Source organism: Pseudomonas bharatica CSV86, assembly GCF_000319305.2.
In the GTDB taxonomy this organism is placed as follows: domain Bacteria; phylum Pseudomonadota; class Gammaproteobacteria; order Pseudomonadales; family Pseudomonadaceae; genus Aquipseudomonas; species Aquipseudomonas bharatica.
Map to the genome: position 1 here is coordinate 2,163,538 of NZ_AMWJ02000001.1, position 21,933 is coordinate 2,185,470.

32 protein-coding genes are annotated in these 21,933 nt (G+C 60.1%); 8 read left to right on the forward strand and 24 right to left on the reverse strand.

Annotation, left to right across the window (positions count from 1 at the left end; genetic code table 11):
- Window positions 1-97: 97 nt before the first annotated feature.
- From CSV86_RS09475 to CSV86_RS09590, 24 genes are all read right to left on the reverse strand, one after another.
- Complete coding sequence (locus CSV86_RS09475) at window positions 98-673, reverse strand: hypothetical protein (RefSeq protein ID WP_009405543.1); 576 nt, start codon at window positions 671-673, stop codon at window positions 98-100.
- 107 nt (window positions 674-780) lie between these two features.
- The gene (locus CSV86_RS09480) at window positions 781-1,305 is read right to left on the reverse strand and encodes a phage major tail tube protein (RefSeq protein WP_009405541.1); all 525 of its coding nucleotides are present in this window, start codon (window positions 1,303-1,305) and stop codon (window positions 781-783) included.
- Window positions 1,305-2,726 carry a phage tail sheath subtilisin-like domain-containing protein gene (locus CSV86_RS09485; protein ID WP_009405539.1) on the reverse strand — a complete coding sequence of 474 codons (1,422 nt, stop codon included), beginning with the start codon at window positions 2,724-2,726 and terminating at the stop codon, window positions 1,305-1,307. The genes CSV86_RS09480 and CSV86_RS09485 overlap by 1 nt, the downstream gene beginning before the upstream one ends.
- Complete coding sequence (locus CSV86_RS09490) at window positions 2,716-2,964, reverse strand: hypothetical protein (RefSeq protein ID WP_009405537.1); 249 nt, start codon at window positions 2,962-2,964, stop codon at window positions 2,716-2,718. Before CSV86_RS09490 ends, CSV86_RS09485 begins: the two co-directional genes overlap by 11 nt.
- On the reverse strand, window positions 2,961-3,446 hold the full coding sequence (locus tag CSV86_RS09495; protein WP_009405535.1) for a Gp37 family protein: 486 nt from the start codon (window positions 3,444-3,446) through the stop codon (window positions 2,961-2,963). The genes CSV86_RS09490 and CSV86_RS09495 overlap by 4 nt, the downstream gene beginning before the upstream one ends.
- Window positions 3,446-3,877, reverse strand: coding sequence for a gp436 family protein (locus CSV86_RS09500; protein ID WP_009405533.1), 432 nt, complete (start codon window positions 3,875-3,877; stop codon window positions 3,446-3,448). The genes CSV86_RS09495 and CSV86_RS09500 overlap by 1 nt, the downstream gene beginning before the upstream one ends.
- Before the next feature lie 2 nt (window positions 3,878-3,879).
- Window positions 3,880-4,212: a DUF2190 family protein gene (locus CSV86_RS09505; protein ID WP_009405530.1), complete on the reverse strand. Its 333-nt coding sequence runs from the start codon at window positions 4,210-4,212 to the stop codon at window positions 3,880-3,882.
- Window positions 4,209-4,517, reverse strand: a complete 309-nt coding sequence (locus CSV86_RS09510; RefSeq protein ID WP_009405528.1) for a hypothetical protein — start codon at window positions 4,515-4,517, stop codon at window positions 4,209-4,211. Before CSV86_RS09510 ends, CSV86_RS09505 begins: the two co-directional genes overlap by 4 nt.
- A gap of 8 nt (window positions 4,518-4,525) precedes the next feature.
- The gene (locus CSV86_RS09515; protein ID WP_009405526.1) at window positions 4,526-5,449 is read right to left on the reverse strand and encodes a major capsid protein; all 924 of its coding nucleotides are present in this window, start codon (window positions 5,447-5,449) and stop codon (window positions 4,526-4,528) included.
- Between the two features lie 15 nt (window positions 5,450-5,464).
- Complete coding sequence (locus tag CSV86_RS09520; protein ID WP_009405524.1) at window positions 5,465-6,559, reverse strand: hypothetical protein; 1,095 nt, start codon at window positions 6,557-6,559, stop codon at window positions 5,465-5,467.
- A gap of 233 nt (window positions 6,560-6,792) precedes the next feature.
- A complete protein-coding gene (locus tag CSV86_RS09525) occupies window positions 6,793-7,275 on the reverse strand; it encodes a phage virion morphogenesis protein (RefSeq protein WP_009405522.1) in 483 nt (160 codons plus the stop codon).
- A complete protein-coding gene (locus tag CSV86_RS09530) occupies window positions 7,262-8,089 on the reverse strand; it encodes a phage head morphogenesis protein (protein ID WP_170394536.1) in 828 nt (275 codons plus the stop codon). The genes CSV86_RS09525 and CSV86_RS09530 overlap by 14 nt, the downstream gene beginning before the upstream one ends.
- Before the next feature lie 2 nt (window positions 8,090-8,091).
- Window positions 8,092-9,588, reverse strand: coding sequence for a DUF935 domain-containing protein (locus tag CSV86_RS09535; RefSeq protein ID WP_009405518.1), 1,497 nt, complete (start codon window positions 9,586-9,588; stop codon window positions 8,092-8,094).
- A complete protein-coding gene (locus tag CSV86_RS09540; RefSeq protein ID WP_009405516.1) occupies window positions 9,585-11,204 on the reverse strand; it encodes a hypothetical protein in 1,620 nt (539 codons plus the stop codon). The genes CSV86_RS09535 and CSV86_RS09540 overlap by 4 nt, the downstream gene beginning before the upstream one ends.
- The gene (locus tag CSV86_RS09545) at window positions 11,201-11,752 is read right to left on the reverse strand and encodes a phage protein Gp27 family protein (protein ID WP_009405514.1); all 552 of its coding nucleotides are present in this window, start codon (window positions 11,750-11,752) and stop codon (window positions 11,201-11,203) included. The genes CSV86_RS09540 and CSV86_RS09545 overlap by 4 nt, the downstream gene beginning before the upstream one ends.
- Entirely contained in the window at window positions 11,753-12,046 is a 294-nt protein-coding gene (locus CSV86_RS09550; protein WP_009405512.1) for a VpaChn25_0724 family phage protein, read from the reverse strand. It lies immediately after the preceding gene.
- On the reverse strand, window positions 12,043-12,336 hold the full coding sequence (locus CSV86_RS09555; RefSeq protein WP_009405510.1) for a DUF2730 family protein: 294 nt from the start codon (window positions 12,334-12,336) through the stop codon (window positions 12,043-12,045). The genes CSV86_RS09550 and CSV86_RS09555 overlap by 4 nt, the downstream gene beginning before the upstream one ends.
- A complete protein-coding gene (locus tag CSV86_RS09560) occupies window positions 12,333-12,551 on the reverse strand; it encodes a TraR/DksA C4-type zinc finger protein (protein ID WP_009405508.1) in 219 nt (72 codons plus the stop codon). Before CSV86_RS09560 ends, CSV86_RS09555 begins: the two co-directional genes overlap by 4 nt.
- A complete protein-coding gene (locus tag CSV86_RS09565) occupies window positions 12,542-13,168 on the reverse strand; it encodes a DUF4055 domain-containing protein (RefSeq protein WP_240160406.1) in 627 nt (208 codons plus the stop codon). Before CSV86_RS09565 ends, CSV86_RS09560 begins: the two co-directional genes overlap by 10 nt.
- 123 nt (window positions 13,169-13,291) lie before the next feature.
- Entirely contained in the window at window positions 13,292-13,510 is a 219-nt protein-coding gene (locus CSV86_RS09570) for a DUF7940 domain-containing protein (protein ID WP_009405504.1), read from the reverse strand.
- Complete coding sequence (locus CSV86_RS09575) at window positions 13,507-13,977, reverse strand: structural protein (RefSeq protein ID WP_037061987.1); 471 nt, start codon at window positions 13,975-13,977, stop codon at window positions 13,507-13,509. Before CSV86_RS09575 ends, CSV86_RS09570 begins: the two co-directional genes overlap by 4 nt.
- Before the next feature lie 100 nt (window positions 13,978-14,077).
- Window positions 14,078-14,632, reverse strand: coding sequence for a hypothetical protein (locus CSV86_RS09580; protein ID WP_158487739.1), 555 nt, complete (start codon window positions 14,630-14,632; stop codon window positions 14,078-14,080).
- Between the two features lie 60 nt (window positions 14,633-14,692).
- Window positions 14,693-15,145 (reverse strand): hypothetical protein, encoded by a 453-nt coding sequence (locus CSV86_RS09585; protein ID WP_170394539.1) that lies wholly within the window; start codon window positions 15,143-15,145, stop codon window positions 14,693-14,695.
- A 16-nt stretch (window positions 15,146-15,161) separates the two neighbouring features.
- Window positions 15,162-15,587, reverse strand: a complete 426-nt coding sequence (locus CSV86_RS09590; protein ID WP_205346236.1) for a helix-turn-helix domain-containing protein — start codon at window positions 15,585-15,587, stop codon at window positions 15,162-15,164.
- 84 nt (window positions 15,588-15,671) lie between these two features.
- Here CSV86_RS09590 and CSV86_RS09595 point away from each other — a divergent pair, with 84 nt between their 5' ends.
- From CSV86_RS09595 to CSV86_RS09630, 8 genes are all read left to right on the forward strand, one after another.
- Complete coding sequence (locus CSV86_RS09595) at window positions 15,672-15,884, forward strand: BcepMu_gp16 family phage-derived protein (RefSeq protein ID WP_009405496.1); 213 nt, start codon at window positions 15,672-15,674, stop codon at window positions 15,882-15,884.
- A gap of 355 nt (window positions 15,885-16,239) precedes the next feature.
- Window positions 16,240-16,719: a hypothetical protein gene (locus CSV86_RS09600; RefSeq protein ID WP_037061982.1), complete on the forward strand. Its 480-nt coding sequence runs from the start codon at window positions 16,240-16,242 to the stop codon at window positions 16,717-16,719.
- Window positions 16,716-17,018, forward strand: coding sequence for a helix-turn-helix domain-containing protein (locus tag CSV86_RS09605; RefSeq protein WP_009405493.1), 303 nt, complete (start codon window positions 16,716-16,718; stop codon window positions 17,016-17,018). Before CSV86_RS09600 ends, CSV86_RS09605 begins: the two co-directional genes overlap by 4 nt.
- Before the next feature lie 10 nt (window positions 17,019-17,028).
- The gene (locus CSV86_RS09610) at window positions 17,029-17,952 is read left to right on the forward strand and encodes a hypothetical protein (RefSeq protein WP_037061979.1); all 924 of its coding nucleotides are present in this window, start codon (window positions 17,029-17,031) and stop codon (window positions 17,950-17,952) included.
- 3 nt (window positions 17,953-17,955) lie between these two features.
- The gene (locus tag CSV86_RS09615; RefSeq protein ID WP_009405489.1) at window positions 17,956-19,731 is read left to right on the forward strand and encodes a TnsB C-terminal domain-containing protein; all 1,776 of its coding nucleotides are present in this window, start codon (window positions 17,956-17,958) and stop codon (window positions 19,729-19,731) included.
- Window positions 19,731-20,921: an ExeA family protein gene (locus CSV86_RS09620; RefSeq protein WP_009405487.1), complete on the forward strand. Its 1,191-nt coding sequence runs from the start codon at window positions 19,731-19,733 to the stop codon at window positions 20,919-20,921. The genes CSV86_RS09615 and CSV86_RS09620 overlap by 1 nt, the downstream gene beginning before the upstream one ends.
- Before the next feature lies 1 nt (window position 20,922).
- Window positions 20,923-21,279, forward strand: coding sequence for a hypothetical protein (locus CSV86_RS09625; RefSeq protein ID WP_009405484.1), 357 nt, complete (start codon window positions 20,923-20,925; stop codon window positions 21,277-21,279).
- A complete protein-coding gene (locus CSV86_RS09630) occupies window positions 21,276-21,914 on the forward strand; it encodes a DUF3164 family protein (RefSeq protein ID WP_037061975.1) in 639 nt (212 codons plus the stop codon). Before CSV86_RS09625 ends, CSV86_RS09630 begins: the two co-directional genes overlap by 4 nt.
- Window positions 21,915-21,933: the final 19 nt, after the last annotated feature.

Here is a 21,933-nt window from a genome sequence, read left to right on the forward strand (position 1 = left end):
GATCAGTTGCTCTGAATGAGCCTTGAGCATCGCACCTGGACTAGGTGCCGACTTTTAATCGGGTTTAAAGAGAAAGCCCCGCAGTGGCGGGGCTGATTTAAATCAGTGCCAAGATTGAAGTGGCAATCGTACCGATGTTGGCGATGTGTGATAACGAGTCAAGCAGGGTTGAGATAACCTTCTTGCTCGGTTTCGCGGACGTTAGGTTTTGTTCAAGAGCATCTACAAGGTCAGTGGCCTCTTCACGTTGGACACTGTCGAGAGTAGCCACCGTCTGCCTGAGAGCTTCCACGTACTGCTGTAGGTCAGCACCGATGGTCACATTGTTGGAGGAGTTATCGACTGAGTCTTGATTAACGCGCGCGTTGTGCCCGCTTATGTTGTACGTGATGCTCTGGATTCTCGCTGCTGCTTCCGGTACCCCTAGTTTTTTCACCACTATCTGATAGTGCGCTGGTATCTGATGTCCTTTTTCATAAAACACCGGATCAATGACCTCATAAGTCTCCGCACCGCCATTCGACATTCGCCGCTCAATCAAGTCTCCGACATTAATCAACGCAGTAGTCGCAGCAAAAATTTTCCCAGGTTGAACGCTTGCTTTGATCGCTACAATTTTGTTGCCATCTTGCTTCTGAACACTAATCGTGTCCCTCATGAGTCTAGTCATCATTACATGCTCCCTGCACTTGATGTAGCCAACGCGGCATCATCTTAGGCCATATGAGTACCGGAAAAACACGCCCCGCACAATGGCGGGGCTTTGGTTCTTTGAGCGAATCAAGCCTGCCCAATATTCTTCCGATACCTGGCCAACTGATCCTCACCTCCGACCTTGAAGATGTTGGCCAGGTAATCCAGCAACACCACCTCGCTGCCGTTGAGCATCTGCCGGACGTAGATCGCCGAAAACGGCGACTCGAATTTCGTCGGGTCGCGTGGCTTGTACGTGCCCAGTTGGTATTCCTTGAACATGACGGTCATCAGCGTGACCAGTGGCATCTCGTCCACCAGGCCGGCGCTGTTGAAGACCTGTACGTTCGACCGGAGCTGCAACTGGACAGTCTTGAACGGCGTTGCGAAGCGCTTGGCCGCGTCGTAGTACAGGCTGTTCCAGACGATCTTGCCTTCGAGCTTGTCGATCCCATCCGGCAGCTCGATCAGGCCGACCATGCCCAGCCCCTGGAAGTCGCTCATCACGGCCTTGACCGTGCCAAGGTCGATTTCCTCAACACGTCCGAAAAAGCTGTTGCCGTCCAGGTAGAGAGAGGCGTTGGTGATGCGGTGTGCGCTGAACCCTGCCATCAGGACGCTCCTAAGTTGACCAGGTACTCCCCGGTAATTTCGGTTTCAAAGGTGCCCCGCTCGAACGGCAACGGCACGGTGAGTTTGTAGTTGAACAGGGCGTGCCCCAGTTCAAGCTCAGTCTGCGGGTTACGGGCCGGGTCGTACCAACACTCGCCACCGATCAGCGCCTGATCACCGATCAGCTTGCGCATAAACTGGTTGACACTCTCGGTGATGCTCTCGATCAAGGAATCCGTGATCGGCTGATCAACGAACTGGAGCGAGCTGTAACGGATCGACTCGTCGATGATGTCCTTGGTGCGCCGCACGTTTTCGAAGTTGCGCATGTGCGTCACGGTCGGCCAGGCCGCCGTGCGGTTGCCCCACAGGCGCAGGCCCGTGCCGAACGAGTTGAAGACAGTGGTGATGCCGTTTTCGTTGAGCAGGTTGACCTCGCTGCCGGCATCGTCGATGCGGGCCGTCAGCGGACGCTCCAGGCCGATGACCCCGAGGAGTTCCTTGTTGGAGCTGCTCCACCAGTAGCCGTTGTCATTATCAACTTTCGCCCGCAGGCCAGCGGCACGGATCGACAACGGCTGCAGACGCTCGCCGTTTGCCGCGTCGTAGACTTTCACATGTGGGTAGCACAGGCGAACACGGTCGCTGCTGGTGTTGAAATTGATCGAGCCGGATGGCCCGCGCCCGGCGATGACTTGCTGAACGGTGGTGCCGATAGGCGCGTCGATGTAGGCGATACCACCGACTTTGGTTGCCGAAACGATCAGCTCAACGCTCACGGAGTTGAGCGTACTGAAGCCCGGTGCGATGAAGATCTTCGGGAAGAAGCCGAACTCGTTATAGCTGTCCTGGAAAGCGAGTAACCCGCTGCGCTGGCCAGCCACTGACACCGCACCGATGATGTCTTCCGGGGTGACCTTTGTAGGGTCGGCATAGGTGTAGTCGGCCTTGACCTTCCCATTGAGCGGAATTGCACCGGTACTGATGCGCGTGACCAGCCCGCTCAGCATGTCTGCGCTGTAGTCGATGTCCAAGTCATAGGTGGTCGCCCCGTCCTCGCTCTTAACGACCAGGGCTTGCAAGGCAGCGTGGTCGAGTTGCAGCCGGTCGTTGTCAGCGAATGTGCTCGACGCACCTGCGACGTTGCTCCGGTGCACGGCGGGGTCGAGCACGTTGTAGACCAGGACAGTGCCAGCACCGAAGTCATAAATGCCATCCAGCGCCTCAGGGATGCTGAAGCCCGGCAGGTGACCGCCGAACTGGGCGCCGTCTATATCATTGAGCGACAGCGTCAGCGTCTTGACCGGCCCCGTGGGTGCGGTGCCGATCAGGGCGATGACTGCCGACTTGACCACCTTCGTGCCCCGAGGGCCGCGTTCGACTTCCGTCGTTTCGATGCCATGCAGGTAATTAGCTGCCATTGGCTTGAACTCCTTCATCCTTCGCGGCTGCCTTCGGCTTCGCGGGTTGGCTGGTTGCCTTTGCTGGCTCTGCATCTGGCTCCAAATGCTTCAATTCCAGCAGGACTTTCGTGTAGTCATGGTCGGCAGGCAGTCCGACCAGCTGGCCTGGTAGCAGCTGGACGTCGAGCAGTCCACCGTCAACGCGCAGGCAGGCTGCGCTCTGCGGACCGCTGTAGCGGTAGCGAGTGAGATTCATTGGAAACCCTCATGTTCGAAGTCAGCGCGGGTAAGAAGCGGATCGCTGCGTGGGGCAACGACCTGGATCTGGGTTGCGCCAGTGGTGATGTCCAGGGCGTACTGCCAGACGCCTTGGGTGTGCCCCAGGAACTGCTCCATCAACGGCTGGCATGCACGGTCGCAGTGGGGTGGATACCAGCCGGTCAGCACCTTGCGGATGCGGTCCAGGTAACTGGTGACGCCGTCCTTGCCATTGAGCTGGCGGAACACAAGGGTCAGCCGGAAGACCAACTGGCGTTCCTGGAAGGCCGCATCGGTTGCCTCGGAGTTGTTGAACTTGCTGCGCCCGTATGCCACCAGGATGGCGCCACGGGAGTGGTTCAGCCGGTACTGTCCTGGTGCTTCCGGAAACAACTCAACGGACAGTTCCCGAGCGAAGTGCTCCTGCAGGCGAGTCAGCAAGGCGTCCTGCAGTACCGTGGTCTGGGTCTTCGGCATCATCAGTAGCCCCTCCAAACATCATCGCTAAACTGCTGACGACGGGAGCGGACACGAATTTCGCCTGGCTCAGGTGCTGCTTGACCGGTGGGCATGCCCAGGGTGACGACACCATCACGGATGCTTTCCAGCAGCTTGATGGTGTCCTTGCGACTGTCCTTGACCGCATCCGGCATCGCGCCTTCTGGCCGGCGCTGGTAGAGCCAGTGCCGAGCCAGTAGTACGACTGCATCCCGCAACACTGTTGGTACCGGATCAATCGGCAGGTCGTAGCGACCGCGCAGGTAACCGTCTACCAGCTCCTCGGCCTGCCTTACACCATCCTCGATCACGCGCTCGTCGGGCAGCTCAGCTGCTGGGTCATCATTGGAGAGCTGAACAAGTGTCAGTTCAGGGATCGCCCGGCCTACATCGTCGCGGGTGCAGTAGCGCATGATCAGATCCCGCGCACGATGCGGATGATGTCGCCCGCTGCCGTCGCGGCGTCCAGCGCAGTGCCATTGCTGACACCTTCCGCGTGCACGACGGCACGGCCAGTGGCGTCCGATTCGACTTCGGCACCTGCCGCGATAGCGCCGCCTGAAGAAACCAGGCAGATGCCCAGGACATCTACGGGAGCGGCGTTACCCTCTTCGGTATCCGCTGCAACCGCGCCCAGGGACTTGGCGCCTGCAGCACACAGGCCGCCGTCCAGGCCGGCGAAGCGATGACGAGGTAGATCGACCAGGGCCAACAATGAGGTAGTGAGCACAGTCTGTTTGGTCTTCATTTGAAGTCGTCCTCGGGTTCGATGCAGCGGTTTCTCAGCAAGGACCGTGCGACGGCGTCGGTCAGCAGAAGCTCGTCACCTTGGGTGTACAGTTGGCCGTTGAGCAGCACATCACTGCGGGAAGTAACGCGGTAGGCGCGCGTTTCGGGTTCTGGCTCGGACTCTGGCGCCCCGTTGGCCTCGGCAGGGGGCGAGGCTTGCGGTTCGGTGGCCGGCGTATCGGGGGCCTTACGAACTTCAGGTGCCTGATCCTTGGCAATCTCCGGGCTCGGCTCTTTGTCTTGTGGCGTGGATTTCGCAGCCATGGTCCACCTCAACCGTTAATGTCGGAGATCAGGTAGCCGGCATCGGCGCCGACCACTACCGGTTTGTAGATGTCGGTGTTGCGCACGTAGTGGAGCTTGCCGCCCGACGCATCGAAGGTGTCGATCTCGGGCATGCCCTTGCGACGCAGGGTGTAGCCGAAGCTAGGATCTTCGTAGTTGGTCTGGGAGCCACCCTGTGGCTTGGCGACGTAAGCCAGTTGCAGGGTGTCGGTCCAGATGTCACCCACCGAGTTGGTGTTGGCGAGCGCTTCACCGATGTGGATGTCGTTGATACCGAACAGCGCCTTGAGATGCTCGACGGTGATCAGCTTGCGCTCGTTGCTGCCCAGTGCTTCCTGCAGCTTGGGATGGAACTTGAGCGATGCATAGGTCGATGCACCCATGGTGATGGTGTTTGGGCGAACGCCGATCCGGCTGCGGATCACTTCCTTGCCGCGTTCCACATCCTGGATCGGATCACCACCGCCGTTGCTCCACTGGCTGTTTCCGGCCAGGGTCACCTTGGCGCCGGGCAGGTAGGTGCTCGGGCTTTGAGCGAGCTTGGCGCACGCAACCTCGCGGCGGAGATCGATCACATCGACGACGCGGCGCGAAGCGCGCGCCTGAGCGTCGAACAGGGCTTCGGCCTGCTCGCGGTAGTCAACCGGATAAGCGATGTCGTGCTCGCGCAGGACCACGTCCAGTCCGTCAGCATCATCCGGGTTCATGATGTTGGACTGCGCTCGAATCGCGCGCTCCGTGTCGTACAGCTCGAACGCTTCCTTGCCGAACAGCGGAATGATCCCGGCTTCCTTGTCCATCAGCGCAATTGGAAACAGTGCTTCGCCGATGAGCTGGGCATTGCGATAACCGCGCGCCAGGTTGGTGAGGACCGGATCGACGATCCGGATTTGCTTCAAACGATCGGCCATATTGGCTCCTGGGGATCAGATGAGTTGGCGGACTGCCGACTCGTAAGGGATGTTCTTCTCTGCGGCCAGTGCAGTTGCGCGCTGGTGTAGCTCCAGGCGGTCGGGGTCAGTGTTCTTCTCGGCGAACTCCAGGTCGGCCTTCACCGAGCCACCGCCGTGGCGCTCCTTGCTGGCCTTCTCGGCGAAGTCGATCTGCTTGGGCAAGTCGCTGAAGATCGCCTTGAGGCCAGTGGTGACCGGCTGACGTTCGTCGCCCTCACCGAACTCCAAGGGCTTGTCGTTGGACTCGGCGAAGTCGAGGACTGCGATCAACGCAGGGGCATGCTTGGGCAGCAGGCGACCTTCGCTGACCAGTCCTTCGGCGAAGGCGATGTGGCTTTGATGGATGCCATCCAGGCGGGCTTTGCGACTCTGTTCCTGATGCTGCTGGACCTGGCCCTTGAGGCGCTCGTTTTCCGCCTGCATGGCGGCGATCTCTTCGGGTTTCACGGTGGATTCCTCGGTGATGGGTGGGACGGGTTCTGAAAAGGACGGGCGCGGCTCATGCTCACGCGCAGCCTCGGCGAGGCTGTTGATTTGCCAGTCGGGGATCACCTGATCGGCGATCTCCAGGCCGCGATCACCGATCAGGAAGTCACGCAGCCGTCGCCACAGGGACGCGCTGGCTTCATGGCCGAAGTCGCCGAACTCGATGACACCGCCTTCACCGTCAGCCAGTTCGATGGGGCGCAAGCCCTTTACTGCAGGCGGCTGTGCGCCCAGGAAACCGACGTGGCGCAGGTAGTACACGCCGGGGACGGGGTTGTTTGGTGAGTCCGGGTGATAGAAGGAGGCGGAGATTTTCTTGAAGCTGCCCTTGCTCACCAGTTCGGCAAACGCCGGATCAACCTGCGTGGGCGTGGCGACCAGCCCTTCGGCACTGGCACTGAGCGATTGAACCCAGCCAGCTGCTGGTGCGTCGTGCTTGGGGTGACCGATCACCAGGGGCGCTTCATGTCGAGCAGGGTCGTAGGCCAAGACGGTGGCCGTCAGATCTGATTCGCTGAAGCTGAAGCTGTCACCGCTCATGGCGACGTGCTTGCCGGGCTTGAAAATATGCAGTGGTTTCATGAGCTGTGCGCTGCGTTGATGACGATACGCACAGCCTGACCGGTCAACGGCAGACTGACTTTTAATCGGGTTTAAAGAGTGTCGTCAGGCCAAATCTGGTGAGAGGTGAGAAACGAAGCGTCGGGCAGCGTCTGGACGTGGCTTTATAAATTCCTGTAAAGCACCAAACAGCGATGCGAGGCCGCTGCGGGATGAACCGGAGCGGCTGAGCAGGTCCAGCGCTCCAGGGGCCGCTACCGGCGAGCAGCCTTTTCCAGGTGAGCCAGGGCGAGATCCAGGATCGACTCCTCTGCCTCGGGTTGCAGCTTGCCATCCTCGTCCATGGGCAGGTACGGACGAGCAGGGATATCGCCCCACAGATTGGGAAACTCCTGTTTCTCTCCACCGAAATGCATCATCGCTGCATAGACCTTGTTACTGCCCACCAGCGCGCTGCTGCTATCGGCATGCGTGGTGATCGACGCAGCCAAGCCGCCTGCGGTGATCTGGAGCATCTGACCTGGCCATGTCCCTGCCGCCTCGCGGATCGCTGTAGTGACATCGGATAGCGTTGGCCATGCGTTACCTGATTGACCTTCGTCTTCCAGGTTTTCTTCAGTGATGCTGGCGAACTCGGCTGCGATACCGCGCATCAGCGGTGCCAGTTCTCCGACTGCCCATTCGACCTGGGAAAGCGCACGCTGAATATTCTGGTGATCGAGTTCAAGCGTGATCATGCAGCCCCTTCGCTTTCAGTACGTCGGCCAGGCCTTCGCCTGGGCTGTGGTTGAATCCTGGGTCAGTGCGGAACTGGCGAACCTTGCCATCCGATCCGGTAACCCTCACTACGGTCACCTCAGCGGTCCTGACTTCCCCGGTGCGTTTGTTCACTCCAACCTCAACAGTTTCCCGGCGGACGGTGTCGGCGCTGTATGCGAGCGTCAGCTTGCGACGCTTCATGGCAGCTTCAGAAAGTGCCGTCACGCGGCAGCGGCAGTTGAATCCGTTCGGCGGGTAGATTGCTGACCAGATCGGATCATCGTGGCGGTATACGACGCCGTTGAGTGCTGCATGGCTTGGCCGTGTCTTGCCGTCCATGATCGCCACATATCGCCAGTACGGATGTGATTCCGCCGCGTCTTCCATGGCAGCCTTGCGACCAGCCATGTAGGCACTTTGCAGGTTGGTCTGGTAGATGGTCTTGAGCCGGTACGGGCTACCAAGCTGCACCAGCTCGGCCTCGCCCTGACCATCGACGATCACCTGCTTACCCCACCAACCCTGCTTTTCGAGGATCGGCTGAAGCTCGGTCGTGAACTGCTTCAATGTCCGGCCTTCTTTCAGCGCACGCTCCAGGGACTCACGGATATCAGATAGCAGGTCCAGGCGCATCGCCTTGGCCACAGTGAAAGCCTGGTCGTGGGCAGCATCGAGCATATCCTGCCAGTCCCAGGTGACCGCGTAACCTTTGCTCTTGAGGTAAGTTATCGCGGCAGCAGGCTCCAGGCCGAAGATCGCTTTGAGGTCAACGGGATTGACTGGCTTGGCCATGCTCAGTCCTCCAGGTCTGCCGAGGCGCTCAGGCGGCCCCAGGTGTCAGCGATGAACATCAATCGAGCAAGGTTCTGCTGCAGTCCTCTGGTGTCCAGGTCTGGAGCCAGCTCAGCCAGCAAGCCCAGCACTTCGGGCTCGTCGCGGTCCTGCTGCAGCGCCTCGATCACAGGAAGCAACGCCTGCTCGGCCTGCTGCTGCAACTCCGTTGCCGCCAACCCTTCAATCGCCTGATCGAGCGCGTGTTGATCCAGTACCGGGCGCACACTTGGAGCTTCGGCAAACTCGGGCTGGGTGACCGGGGCGACTTCGACGATGTCGCCTGGCTGGAGGTTGTAGGTTCTCTGCCAGTATGCGGCAGTGAACTTCACACCCGACTCGGTCAGAGACTTGTCACGCTCGGCCAGCGTCTTGTCGATCTGCTCCTGCTCCCACAGCTCGTAGACCGGGGCATCAACGTCTTCGCCGAAGTTCAGATCGACCACCACCCGGATCGCGGCGTTGAGCGTTGCGGCGACGATGCTGGCGTCACCATCACGGATGTCCTCTGTCACATCCAATCCGGCCATCGCGCTGGCCCGGTTCGAGGTTGCTTCGGTGGTCTGGTTCTGGCCGAGCAGCGCAACGTTGATCTCGCTGCGGCAGTACATCAGCAGCTCGCGATAGACATCGGCACTGCCGGTCTTGCCAGCGGCCTCCTTGATTTCGACGCTGGAGTCGTTCGGGATCACAGCAACTGCGTCCTGGACCATCTGCTCCAGGCTATCGAGCAAGTCATCGGTTTCCTTGGTCGCGGCACCGCGTGGGTGCTTGCCGATCAGCCAAGGGCTGCCGTATTTCTCGGTGAATTGGACCCAGAACTTCAGCCCGCCCTTCATGAAGACCACCGGCCAAAAGCACATGGACAGGTCGGCGAATCCGTACGGGTTATTGTAAGTCGCGTCTTGCCGGGCAACGATAAATCGCTGCGGGTCGCATAGCTCGCCCTGGATGCCGGCATCGCGAGCCCGGAAGCGCAGCTGGTTGTCCTGGTCATACAGGAACCACTCGGCAGGTTTGCCCAGGAGGTCTTCGGGTATGAGGTGCAAGCCCACGGATTTCCACATCAGTTCGACCGGCTGATAGCCGAATAGCGCGGCATCAAGCAGCTCGCGAACAATGCGGTCCAGGTCAAGGTCGGCCAGCCAGTCACGGACGAAGCGTTCTACCCGGACAGGTGCTTGCCCGCGCTTCAAGTCCCGCTCCAGAGCGAGCACTGAGGACTTGCGACGGCGAATGTTGCCGCCAACCAGGGCGGCGCTGCGCAGGTCCCGGTAGACCTTGATGTCCTTGCCCTGGGCCTTGAGGATCGGATCTGGGTTGGGCAGGTACATGCCCAGGGCCTGCGCATCGAAGCTGCGGCCACGGCTGGCGATGTGTTCTGTCAGGCTCTTGTCGCGCCGGGCTTCGGCGAAGGTGACGAACTCGGTGGGACTGACCCACAGGCCCTTGCTGCTCATGCGTACCCCTGGAAGATCTGAGATGCCGCACGACTGCGGCGGGATTTCACTTGGACTGGAGCAGACGCGCTGTCCAGGGTGGCGAAGTTGGCCAGCACACCAGCCCCGGCGAAGTCGCCGTGGCGGTACAGCTCCGGGTCTTTTAGGTCTTGCTGGCGGGCTTTGACGATCATCGGGATGCCATCCACGGTTTCGATTGCACGGATGTCCTGTTGCAGCGAGTCATCCTTGGGCAGCGTGATCGTGCCGTCTTCGAACAGGCCGACGAAGCGTGGCATCCAGGCGCCGTACCAGGCACGCGATAGCTTCACCTGGTGAATACGCTCATGACCGAACTCGTCTGCAGTGTCCTCGGCCAGTGTCTCGCCGTTGCCCGAGGCATCCAGGGCGGCGCTGATGAAATTGGGAAGCCCGCGCAGGATGGTGAACAGGATTTGCTGCTGCTGCCGGGTCGGCACCTTATGCATCTCGATCACGAACGGCACGTCACGATGGCGTTGCTGATCGACAGACATCGGGCAGATGACCGAGAAGTCGCGGTGTCGGGCGTAGTCCATGCCGAGATACCAGCGCAGCTCAGGGTCGAGCTGCTTAAACAACGGCAGTAGGTTCGGCTCCATCCAGGTATCGATGTAGGCCTCACGACGATAGACCGCCTGCTGGGTGAAGCTCTCGTCCAGGGCAAGCCGAAGTACCTGCCGATCTGGACGCATGGCGTCCTCGATCCACACACCAGGTACGCACACGCCGTTACCGTCGCGGGGGATTGCATCCAGCTCTTCCCGCATCTGCGCCTTACGCGGGCCGTATGCGTTACGGATGCTCTTGTACCAGGCTTCCTTGCCTTCGGCGGTCGGCTCCTCGCCACGCATCATGCAGCGGCGCTCAAACAGACCATTGGCGACAGCGTCATCAAAGGTCGCTTTGTAGACCACCGCGGCATCACCGTAGCGGCCTTCCTGGATGTCCTTGATCATGCCGTTGAAGGCATTGGCCTTGCCGTTGTGAGTGCTGATGATGACGATACGACCGCCCCAGATCAGCAATGCGGTCGCGGCATCGAGCACCGCAGACACATTCCGGTGATAGGCGGCCTCGTCGATGATCACCTTGCCCTGCAGGCCACGCAGGTTGGCCGGGTTGCTCGACAGCGCAACGATCTTGAAGCCCGAGGCATAGCGGATGCGGTAGGCATTGATCTGGCGGGTGTTGCCTGATTCGTCCTGGTCTTCGAACAAGAATTCTTCGATCTCGCTGACACCCGACGCCTGGGCTTCGGCAATGACGCGGGAGAACTTCGCGCAGTAGCCGATGAACTCCAACCCCTTTTCCTTGGTGTCGCCGACGTAGAACACGTCCATGCCGTGCGCGCTTTTGCGCGAGGCTGCGGTGATCACCGAGTCCAGAGCCTCAGCAAAGGTGATGCCGGTACGACGGCCTTTCTCGCACAGCTTGATCTGGGCGTCGATAGCCAGCCAGTCGGCCTGGTGGGCCATCAGCAGGCCTTCGGTGATGGGGTTGTAGCCTTGAGGGATCGACCGAACGGAGTCCGGCAGCTCGTCCCATTCAACGACACGCAGGGTGCTGGTGCTTGGTTTTACCGCTGGGGCGCTCATACCTTCACGCCCAGGAATTTCTGGCGCCAGAACAAGGCCTGTTCTTCGTCCATTCCACCGCTACGGACCTCTTTGTCCAGCTCAGCGGCCTGCTCCTGCAGGAGACGTTCGCGGGCAGCGCGTTCGATAAACTGGCGCTCTTTCACGCTGAGGGTTCGGGCTTCCATGGTCGCCTTCGCCGCACGGGCCAGGGTGGCCACCTCCTTGATGGTTACCTCGTCTTTTTCATGCGCGCCCATCGCAGCCTGGTAGGTGAGCGTTGAAATGGCCTCAACCAGCAGTGCGCCGGTCTTGTCGCTGGAGTCTTCACCCAGCGCACCAACGAACGCTTCAGCCTGCTCGCGATGCTGGCGGGCTTTCTCGGTGAGCTGTTCAAAACCAACCTTGAAACGCCCCAGGGCTGATCGGCTGGGCACCTTCTCGTTGGGGAAGCGGCGGCGCAGATCCTCGATCATCTCGTCGAGCGTCATCCGGTCTTCACGCAACAGCTTCTGCAAGTACGCCTTGACCACCGGCGGCAGGCGGCTGACTGACGATTTACCCGCCATTCAGGCCCCCGGACGCTTGATGCCAGGCACTCGGGCCCGGCCAGCTGCGATGTCCTGCCCGCGTTCTGTGAGGCAGGCAACCAGAACAGGGCCGATGTCCTCCAGGGCCACAGCCCCTTGCTCGGAAAGCCAGTGGAGTTCGGTCTTCACCTGGTCACGGCTGACGCTGTGGCCGTAGTTGTCCAGGGCGGCGTTGAGCACAGAACTGTTAGCCCGGTACGCAGGCATTTCAGCAAGCAAACGCAGGATCACAAGGCGCATGTCTTGGCGCAGGAATTCGGCGTATTGGGTCATGGTTTTTCTCGTAACAGGTAGTCATTGATCCGGTCCACGGCACGGGAGATGGACTGCATTCCTGCCAGCTCAGCCCGCACGGCTTTCATGTCGCCGAGCAGCTCGGCAATGGCAGCCTGGTCGGGCAAATGGCGCACGCGCTCTTCCAGGGCGACGATGCGTGTACGCAGCTCCAGCAGCTCTTGACCGCTGGCGGCCTGGCGTTTTGTCAGCCAGGTGTAGATCCCAAGCACGGTCAGGATCAGCCACTGCACGGTTTGGAAACCGAAGTTGAGTTCGTTCAGGTTCATCGCAGCCCTCGCTTGGCCAAGTGTTCCAGGGAGCTCTTGCACTCGATGCAGTGCTCGGTACCAGGTTCGGCCTGGCGGCGCTCTTCAGGGATCGCATCACCGCACTCCTCGCAGCGATAGGCGGACGGTCCCGAGCGGCGTTGCAGACCGCTGCGATGAGCCAGCAGCGCGGCCTCAGTGAAGTCGTTGTCCTGCGCTTGATCAGCTACATCCATACACGGTCAGTCCTTTTGTTCTTGAAGGTCGAGCAAGGCGTTGAGCTGCGCCAGGTTGTTGCGAGCCCACATGCCGTAGTCCTGGGCGTGGGCCAGGATGTCTGCGGGAGTGACGCCGCTTTCCAGTAGCTCGGCATCAGTGCCGGGGCGGGCTTGGCCGCTGCTTCAGCGTTGCCGGCAGCGGTGCCTTTGGTGTTGGCTGGCACACCGAGGGCGGCGTTGTAGTCGCGCAGCCAGCCAGCAGTGAACACGCAACGAGGAATGGCCACAGGCTTTGCCGCAGGCGCTGGCAGGTAGACGGTCGTGACATTGGGGATTCGCTCCTGGAGCTGCTCCAGCTCGGTTTGGTGTTGGGTCTTAGCCGCCAAGAGCTGGGCTTCCGCGTCGTTGGCGCGGCGCATCTCGCTCAAGAGGTCGTCTAGGTTCCGCTGCCCGCTGGCCAACGCCCGCTCTGCGTGCTCTCGCTTCAGGTCGGCCAGGTCTGCCGCTCCTGCAGCAGTGGCCTGGCGATCTCCGAGTCCATACCCGACAGAGCCAGCTGCAGCTGCACTCAGGGCGCAGGCGGCGACCGCCCAAGCCAAGCTGCTCGGCAGGGACAAGAAATCAAGCGCGGCCATGTTTGTATCTCCAGCGATTGCGCATCTTTCGAGGTCGCCGGGTGGCGCAGGTCAACCAGGTACCAGCGGCGGTGGGTGGAAGACAAAGCCAGGTGAGAGGCAACGGCAACAACAGCCGCAGCTTCACGATGGCGTGTCCTGGTCGGGGCCCTGTTTCACGAGGCGGGCGAGGAACAGCAGAAGGGCCAGTGCGCTGTTGAGCACCGCGTAGGCTCGGTCCGAGAGCTGCGCTTCCCACATAGGCAGGATGCTGACCTGGAGGAACCCGAACAGCGCGATCAGCAGCCCGAGCTGGATGCTGTACAAGCGATAGCAGCGGCGCCAATTCGCGATCAGCTTCATACCGGTTCCCCGTGGTAGGCACCGGGAACGATACCGGCGAGTTGCAAGCCTTCGTTGATCAGCGCTTCGCCGTACCAAACGCCGCCAGGGAGTGGCCCGGCGCCGTTTTCATGCCCGATGATCCCCAACACCAGAACCAACATGGTCTTGAAGTCATACACATCGATACGCCCGTCAGGCGAAACGCCCATGCGGTTAGCCACACTGCGGATGTAGCTTTCGGTGTTGTTCTCGGTGGGTGGGGCCCACCGCCCGATGATCAGACGAGGGGTACGCAGACCATGTTTGTCTTGATACGTGATAAGGGTGCGCGCGATAGCGCGGATGCCCCACTGGGCGCCAGTGAACTGGACGAAGTCGGCGTCGCTCTGGTTCGCCGACATACCTTGCCAGCGAGTGCCTTTGACGTGTCGGATGTTTCCGGGGTTGTGATTGCGGATACCGCGCGGGGTGTTGACGGGTCGCATGACGCCTCCTGCAGGTAAGGCGCCAGGGCGGCGCCGAAACGAACACGCCGCCATGATCGGCGGCGTGGGCAGGAAGCGCTTTTAATCGGGTTTAAAGAGATCAGCCGTTCGTTTCGGTACCTTGGCTGAACGTACCGAGACACTCTCTTTTCTGCGAAAGATACTGGTCTTCAGCACTTTGTATCTGTCCTGGAGTTGCTTCGCTCCCTCGGAGAGTTGCACTAACCTTGGCTTGCCACAAAGTGCGAGCAAACGTCCCTGTCACGCCACATCTCCCCAAGGGCGCAAACACTGTTTCACCAAATAGAGCTTTTCCTTGCTCCGTCAGTTCACTAAGCCGCCTACTATGCTGGCCCAGTACTGTCGGATCCGTTGTTGCTAGCAATGGTTCGCCATCAGCCAAAGCTTGATCCACCTCTGACAGGTACTGCTGGGCACTGGCCAATGATTGACTGTTTGGCTGTGTATACGTAGCTGCTGGAGCGGTAACGGCTGATGAAGCTTCAGCCGGCTCAATGCTTGTCGTGGGGGCATCGTGCTTGCTGGACCAAAAGACATAGGCCCCCACTGCAACGATGGCGACCCAGCCTACCAAGACGGCTTTTCGCTCTCCTGACGTCATGTCTTTCCAGGGTTTTGCTTGTTTTTTTGTCACGTTGGCTTCCTTTCTTATCGTGTCTGCTGGCTTACCGATGTGCCTGGAGTATCAGGAAAGCTAGTCCCCTGCGGCTACGGTCACTCCAATAGCCCAACTGCGCCACGACTCCGGCAAATAATCCTTGATTAAAAAACTGGTCGCCGCGATGGCGGCAAAGACTCCAAATGCCTTCAGCAGATACCGGTCGGTTTCGGATTTGCGGATCTTCGCTTCCTCTTCGGCGACGAGTTCATCATGACGGTGCATATCGTAGTCGCAATGCATGCAGTGTTTTGTATACCGCCAAGCTGGCTGGCCGCATTGCGGGCACTCGCGTTCTCGATCGCTGCCACGAGGTGGGGGTTGCTTCCCTGAGTGAATCTCAAAATTTTGAGTTCCCAGGTTGATGTTCCCGTAGTCACCTTTGATCTTGACGATCAACTCGTGATCGCGACCATCGGCAGGGAGATTCTTGATCTCCTCCGTGAGCCTGACCGACAACTTTGCCACCAGTTCATCATCGCTACGCATAACGCTCCTTGCTACTTCAGCGATTCACCACCAGCTTCAAGACCCTCTCGACCTGAGGCTCGTCCAGTGTTCGATCCCCGCCCAGCACGTTGTAAACCTCGGCTGCCACCGCTGCGAGTTTCGTGGCAGGCCAACGCTTACCGGCTAGACGGGCTGCGCTCTCCAACATCTCAGTGATGCGCTCCAAACGCCGTACATCAATCTGCTCGGGCTCCCCGTTGCTCTGTTGGCTAGAGCGATGTCCGGTCAGTACGAACTGAATATCAGCGCCAGCCTGGGCAAAGGAGAACAAAACTTCTCCGCCGGGAACGGCAGCGCCACGTTCGTAGCGCCCCCAAATCTCACGCGATACCCCGCATAGCTCAGCAGCTGATGCCTGTTTCAAGCCCAGCCGCACGCGCTCTTCCTTCATCCGATCAGCGGAAAGAGAAGAAAAGGTCACATAAACCCCTTGCTTAAGAGAACTTTGGTTCTCATAATCATCTACACAAACCTAAATCATCTTTGCATCACAGGAGCCACTGCCATGGCCACCCATGCCAAAGCCCTAAGCGCCGAGCAAGTGAAAGAAAACTTTCGTCGCGCCGGTAAAACGATCACTGAATGGGCCACCGAGAACGGGTACACCCGCAACGAGGTGTACCGCGTGCTGAATGGTCAAGCCAAGGCCCACTACGGGAAGGCTCATGACATCGCCGTCAAGCTGGGCCTGAAAGCCAAGCCGGCGTTGGCCGCATGAGGTCCATCATGACGCTCATACATCCCGTCTCGAACAATACCGATAATCAGCCAAAAGCTGCTCGGCCATTTCATCCAACGTACAGGCCACAGTGCCTTCCAACCCTAGGCCTGCGATCCGCAGATCGGCTTGTAGCTTCAGCTCACTCAAGCATCCCGCACGTTGGAGTGACCCAGCCAGGACCATCACACAGCGAGCAAGCCCCTCAATACGGCCTGCCAATTCTTCGAAATCTCGCACGTCCATCGGTGACCTCGGCTGTCAATTTACAGCAAAAGATTGCACGCACCGAAATCATTTTGCCTACCTGCAAAGCCCGGGTTTGTTTGGAAAGGTTTCCTCGGGGAGGCTTCCAATGAGCCGCCGCCGTTGGAAATCCCTGCGTCCGACCTCTCTGCGCCACGCCCTTGAGCTATGCAAAGACCACGCACGGGAGAACCTCAACAAAGGGGTCGAAAGGATCGCTGACGAGATGGGCCTGGCAGATCACTGGGCGCTGTACAAGTGGCTGCAAAGCGGTCGCATGCCTGCGAACTTGATCCGGCCTTATGAGCAGGCTTGCGGTTGTGACTTCGTCACCCGCTGGATCGCCGCCAGCGCAGGCCGGCTGACCATCGATATGCCGACCGGTCGCACTTGCACCGCTCAGGATATGCAGGCGCTGCAGGAACTACTCACCACTGCCGCAGGCAAGTTGCTGGCCTTCTACACCAAGCGCGTCGATGCAGACGACACACTCGCGGCTATCCAGTCCGCTATGGAAGGACTGGCTTGGCACAAAGGCAACGTCAAGCAAAGCGAACAACCACAACTTGAACTGGAGGGGCAGCCATGAGCCGCACCGTCTCTGCTGCTGCGCGCGTGCTGCGCGTACTGAAGGCTCTCAAGGGGCACACCGTAACGGGCCTGAGCAACACCGAGCTGGCTCAACTGACGGGTGACAGCCCCAGCAATATCACCCGTGCGATGCAGACCCTTATCGAAGAGGGCTTGGCCGTGAAGCTGGACAACGGGCGCTTCGCCCATTCGGTAGGCGTACTTCAGATAGCCCAGGCACACGCGGAACACATGGCTCGGCTGCAAAGCCGGATGCAGGAAATCAATCAGCGCATTGCCGCTGGCTCGATGAATTGAGGGGAACATCATGGCACGCAGCAAAGCTAAACCCGCAGAGCAGGAACAACTGCCCGCACTGAACGGTGAGGTTCTCACTGCTACGCAGAATGCGATGGCGGCCACACTGGCCTCGCATAGCGACGAACGCGACCTGCTGAATCAGCTCCTTGGCCAAGCTCAGATGGCAGGTGCCTTTGAAGAGTTTTCCCGAACCGTTCGGACTTCCAAGCTTGCCTACGTCAAGGAAAACAAGCTCTACAAGGCCATTGCAGGTAAGAAAACTCCGAACGGTTCGGAACTTTCCGGCACCTGGGAAGAGTTCTGCTCAATGCTTGGTATCTCGGTGGACAAAGCCGACATGGACATTACCAACTTGCGAGCCTTCGGTGAGGAGGCCCTTGAGTCTATGTCCCGCATGGGCATCGGCTACCGCGAAATGCGCCAGTACCGCCGGCTCCCCGACGATCAGAAAGCCGCCCTGATCGAAGTTGCTCAGACCGGCGACAAAGAAGCCTTCGTTGATCTGGCCGAAGAGATCATCGCCAAGCACGCCAAGGAAAAGCAGGAGTTGACCCAGCGCCTCGACGACGTGAACGCCGATTATGAGGCTCAATCCGAGGTCATGGCCAAGAAGACCGACGACCTGGACAAGACCAGGCAGGAACTGGAGAAGCTGCGCAAGCGCATCCAGGCACTGCCAGCCAGTGAGGCGGTATCGGAGTTGCGCCTGGAAACCACTGCAGTTGCTTTCGAGGCCGAGGCCAAGATCCGTGGAGCACTGCGCGAGGGGTTCTCGAAACTCGCAGAACTGGGCAGCGCTGGGGGCGATGACCAGCGTGTGTTCGCTGCCGGGCTGATCCGCCAGCTGGAGATCACTTTGGCTGAGGTGCGCAGCGAGTTTCACTTGCCCGCCGAGCTGGACGGTACTCCCGCTTGGATGGGGCAGGACTGAGCCATGACGCCCATCGAGATCCAGCTTCTGAGCCAGATTGCGGAGCGTGCTGCGAAGGCACCGCATGGTCAGCGTACCGCCGTGTACAAAGCCGGTGCAGCAGAGCTGGGCGTATCGGTTCAGACCCTTCAGCGCAAGCTCAAGGAGGTGTCCGTGAGGAATCAGCGCAAGCGCCGGAGCGATGCAGGGAATAGCGCGCTTCCCCTGGAGGAAGCCCGCTTGATTTCCGCCGTGCTCCTGGAGTCTATCCGGGCCAACAACAAGCAGCTCTCGACCATCGTACGTGCCGTTGAACGCCTGCGCAGCAACAACATGATCCTGGCCGGACGGGCTGACGAAACGACCGGCGAGTTCAAATCCCTTAGCAACGGTGCCATCGCCCGCGCTTTGCGAGCCTACAAGCTGCACCCGGAGCAACTGCTGCACGACGCCCCGGCGGTATCGCTGGCGAGCAAGCACCCGAACCACGTCTGGCAGATCGACGCCTCGATCTCGACCCAGTTTTACCTAGCGGATGACGGTGCCAAGGCTATGGACAAGGCCGAGTTCTACGACGGCAAGCCGGGCAACCTGAAGAAGATCGAACGCCAGCGCTTGTGGCGGTACGTGGTCACAGACCATGCCAGCGGCACGCTGTACCTGGAGTACGTGCTGGGTGCCGAGTCAGCCGAGAACCTGTGCAGCGTGCTGATCAACGCGATGCAGAAGCGCCACGAAGCGGACCCGTTCCACGGCGTACCGTGGATGCTGATGACCGACCCCGGTGCCGCTATGACAAGCGGGTTGTTCCGCAATCTATGCCGGGCGATGAGCATCGAGTTGATCATCAACCAGGCAGGCAATGCGCGAGCGAAAGGCCAGGTCGAACAGGCTCACAACATTGTCGAACGCGAGTTCGAGAGTGCTTTGAGATTCCAGTCCGCTGGAAGCCTAGAGCAGATCAACGAGTGGGCCGGAAAGTGGATGCGCTACTACAACGCGACCTCGATCCACACCAGGACTCGTCGCACGCGGTACGGAGTCTGGCAGTTGATCACCGCTGACCAGTTGCGCCTCGCGCCGTCTGTTGAGGTCTGCCGCGACCTGGCCGTCAGCACGCCGGAAGAGCGCAAGGTCAGCAACATGCTGCGGGTGTCGTTCCGTGGTGCTCAGTTCGATGTCCGCTCGGTGCCGGATGTAATGGTCGGCGAGAAGCTGCTGATCACCCGCAACTGCTGGCGCGACCAGGACTCTGCGATTGCTGTCCTGGTCGGCGAAGACGGTCGGGAGCAGTACCACGTCATTGACCGGATTGGAGCTGACCAGTTCGGCTTCGCGCAGACCTCGGCAATCATCGGTGAGCAGTACAAGCGCCATGCAGAGACGCCAGCCCAGCTGTCGCGCAAAGTCCTTGAGCAGCTAGCGACCGGGACCACCAGCGAGGAAGAGGCTCAAGCTGCACGCAAGGCGAAGGCCATCCCGTTTGGTGGCAGGATCGATCCGCACAAGCATGTCACCGACACCGTGCTGCCGGCCTATCTGCCGCGTCGCGGGACCAGCCTTGACGTCAATGCGCCTGATATCGAACTCAAGCCATACAGCCACGTTGAGGCCGCCAAGATCCTGCGGCCTCGGCTCGGCGCTCTCTGGTCATCCGAAACCTTCGGGTGGCTGCAACAGCGGTACCCACAAGGAGTACCTCAAGACCAGCTGGACGCTATCGAGTCCGAGCTGAAACGACCTGTAGAGGTCGCCCGCGCACCGCTGACCCTTGTCCGGGCGGCGGCAGGAGGTGAGTGATGTTGAAGTTGAAGCAAGTGCTGATCGACGTGGGCAAGCGCCAGTCGGCCTTGGCCGAGTCGCTCAGGCTGAGTTCGGCGACGGTCGCCCAGTTGGTGAACCACAACCAATGGCCTCGCAGCCTGGATCAGGCCGAGTTGAAAGCTCGGATCGCGGTATTCCTGGGTGCTGCCGGTGTCAACGACGCCGATATCGCCAACGCCTTTGAAGAAGTTGAAAAAGTGGATCTGCCGTGCGCCAACACAGCAGATCCGGCCCTTTCGCAAGAGCCGTCCGGGGAGGACGAACCTATGTTACTGCCAAAGCAAACCCTGCTGCCAACCACCCGCAAGGCCTTCGGGCTGTTCCGCGATCCGTTCGACGAGTTGCAGAGTGCAGCGGATATGTGGGTTAGCCCTGATATCCGTTATGTGCGGGAGGTGATGTATCAGACCGCGCGGCACGGCGGCTTCCTGGCCATTGAGGGCGAGTCCGGGGCCGGCAAAAGCACGCTGCGACGGGACCTGGTGAACCGCATCAACGAGAACAACGACCCGGTGATCATCATCGAGCCCTATGTCCTGGCCTCGGAAGACAACGACACCAGGGGCAAGACGCTGAAAAGCACGCACATTGCCGAAGCGATGATGGCGGCGGTCGCTCCCCTGGAGAAGCCCAAGAGCAGTCCGGAGGCGCGCTTCGCACAACTGCACCGCGCGTTGAAGGAGTCCCATGCTGCCGGTTATCGGCACTGCTTGGTGATCGAAGAGGCACACAGCCTGCCGATCCCTACGCTCAAGCATCTCAAACGCATCCTGGAGCTGGAGGTCGGGTTCACCAAGCTGGTCAGCATCATCATGATCGGCCAGCCCGAGCTGGGGGTGAAGTTGAGTGAGCGCAATGCTGATGTGCGGGAAGTTGTGCAAAGGTGCGAGCGGGTCACCTTGGGGCCGGTGGAAGGCAACCGCCTGGAAGAGTTCCTCGCGTTTCGCCTCAAGAGCGCGGGTAAGGCATTGGCCGAAGTGATCGACGAATCCGGTATCAGCGCCATCGCTTCACGTCTTTCTCAGCCCGTCCGGGCGGGTGGGCGTGAGCAGAAAGTTTCGCTGCTGTACCCGCTGGCGATCGGCAACCTGATGACCGCAGCGTTGAACCTTGCGGCCCAACTGGGCGTACCGGTCGTGACCGCTGATGTAGTGACGGGGGTGTGAGATGACCAGCATTAACCCAACCAATTCTGCGCGGCGGTTACGGCTTGTTCCCAGCACTGCCATCGAACCGGCCTTACCGGCCTGCAACACACTGACGCCGGAACTCGCCGAGAAGCTCGCAGCGGTCAACTCAGTGTCCCGTGGGCTGCGCACCGCAGGCGTGCGCATTGAGGCCACCGTTGTCCTGGACCTGACCATTTTCATCAAGGCAGAAAGCGCCGACTCGCTTGCTGCTGCCTTTCGGCAGCAGTGGCAAGGCGTCTGCTGGAGGACGGTCGGTAAACAGACCAGGAACACCGTCACCATTCATGGCGTGCGCGTCGTGTGGTTCACCCCCGTGAAGGAGCAAGACCAATGAGTACCACTACCCAATCAGTGAGTGCTGTGGAAATTCCAGCTGGCTTTGTAATGAATGCGGCGGGCCACCTGGTGCCTGAGAACCAGGTGCGTGACCACGACAAACTGCGTGATAGCGTTGCCCGCGATCTTGGCAATGCCGCTGAGCAGCTCAGTGCGGCGTTGGCCAACTTCAAGAAGCAAGCGCTGGCGGATATCGCTGACCTGATCACGGTGTCCTCGGAGCGCTATGGCGTGACGCTTGGTGGCCAGAAAGGCAATGTTTCGATCACCACCTATGACGGGCAGTACAAGATCGAGCGCGCCTTCGCTGACCGTATTGTCTTCACCGAAGAGATCCTGGCGGCGCGCGAACTGATCAACAAGTGCATCAGCGCCTGGTCGGAGGGCGCCAACAGTCACCTGCGGGTGTTGGTTGACCGAGCGTTCCGAGCCAACAAACAGGGACAACTCATGGTCAAGGACGTGCTCAGCCTGCTGCGGGTCGAAATCAACGATGTCGTCTGGAAGACCGCAATGCAGGCCCTGAAGGACTCCATCCAAGTGAACGGTACCGCTGTTTACATTCGGGTTTACAAGCGCCATGGCAATACCGACCAGTACCTGCCGATCAACCTGACGTTGGCGGGGGTGTGAGATGGACCAGGACCGCATC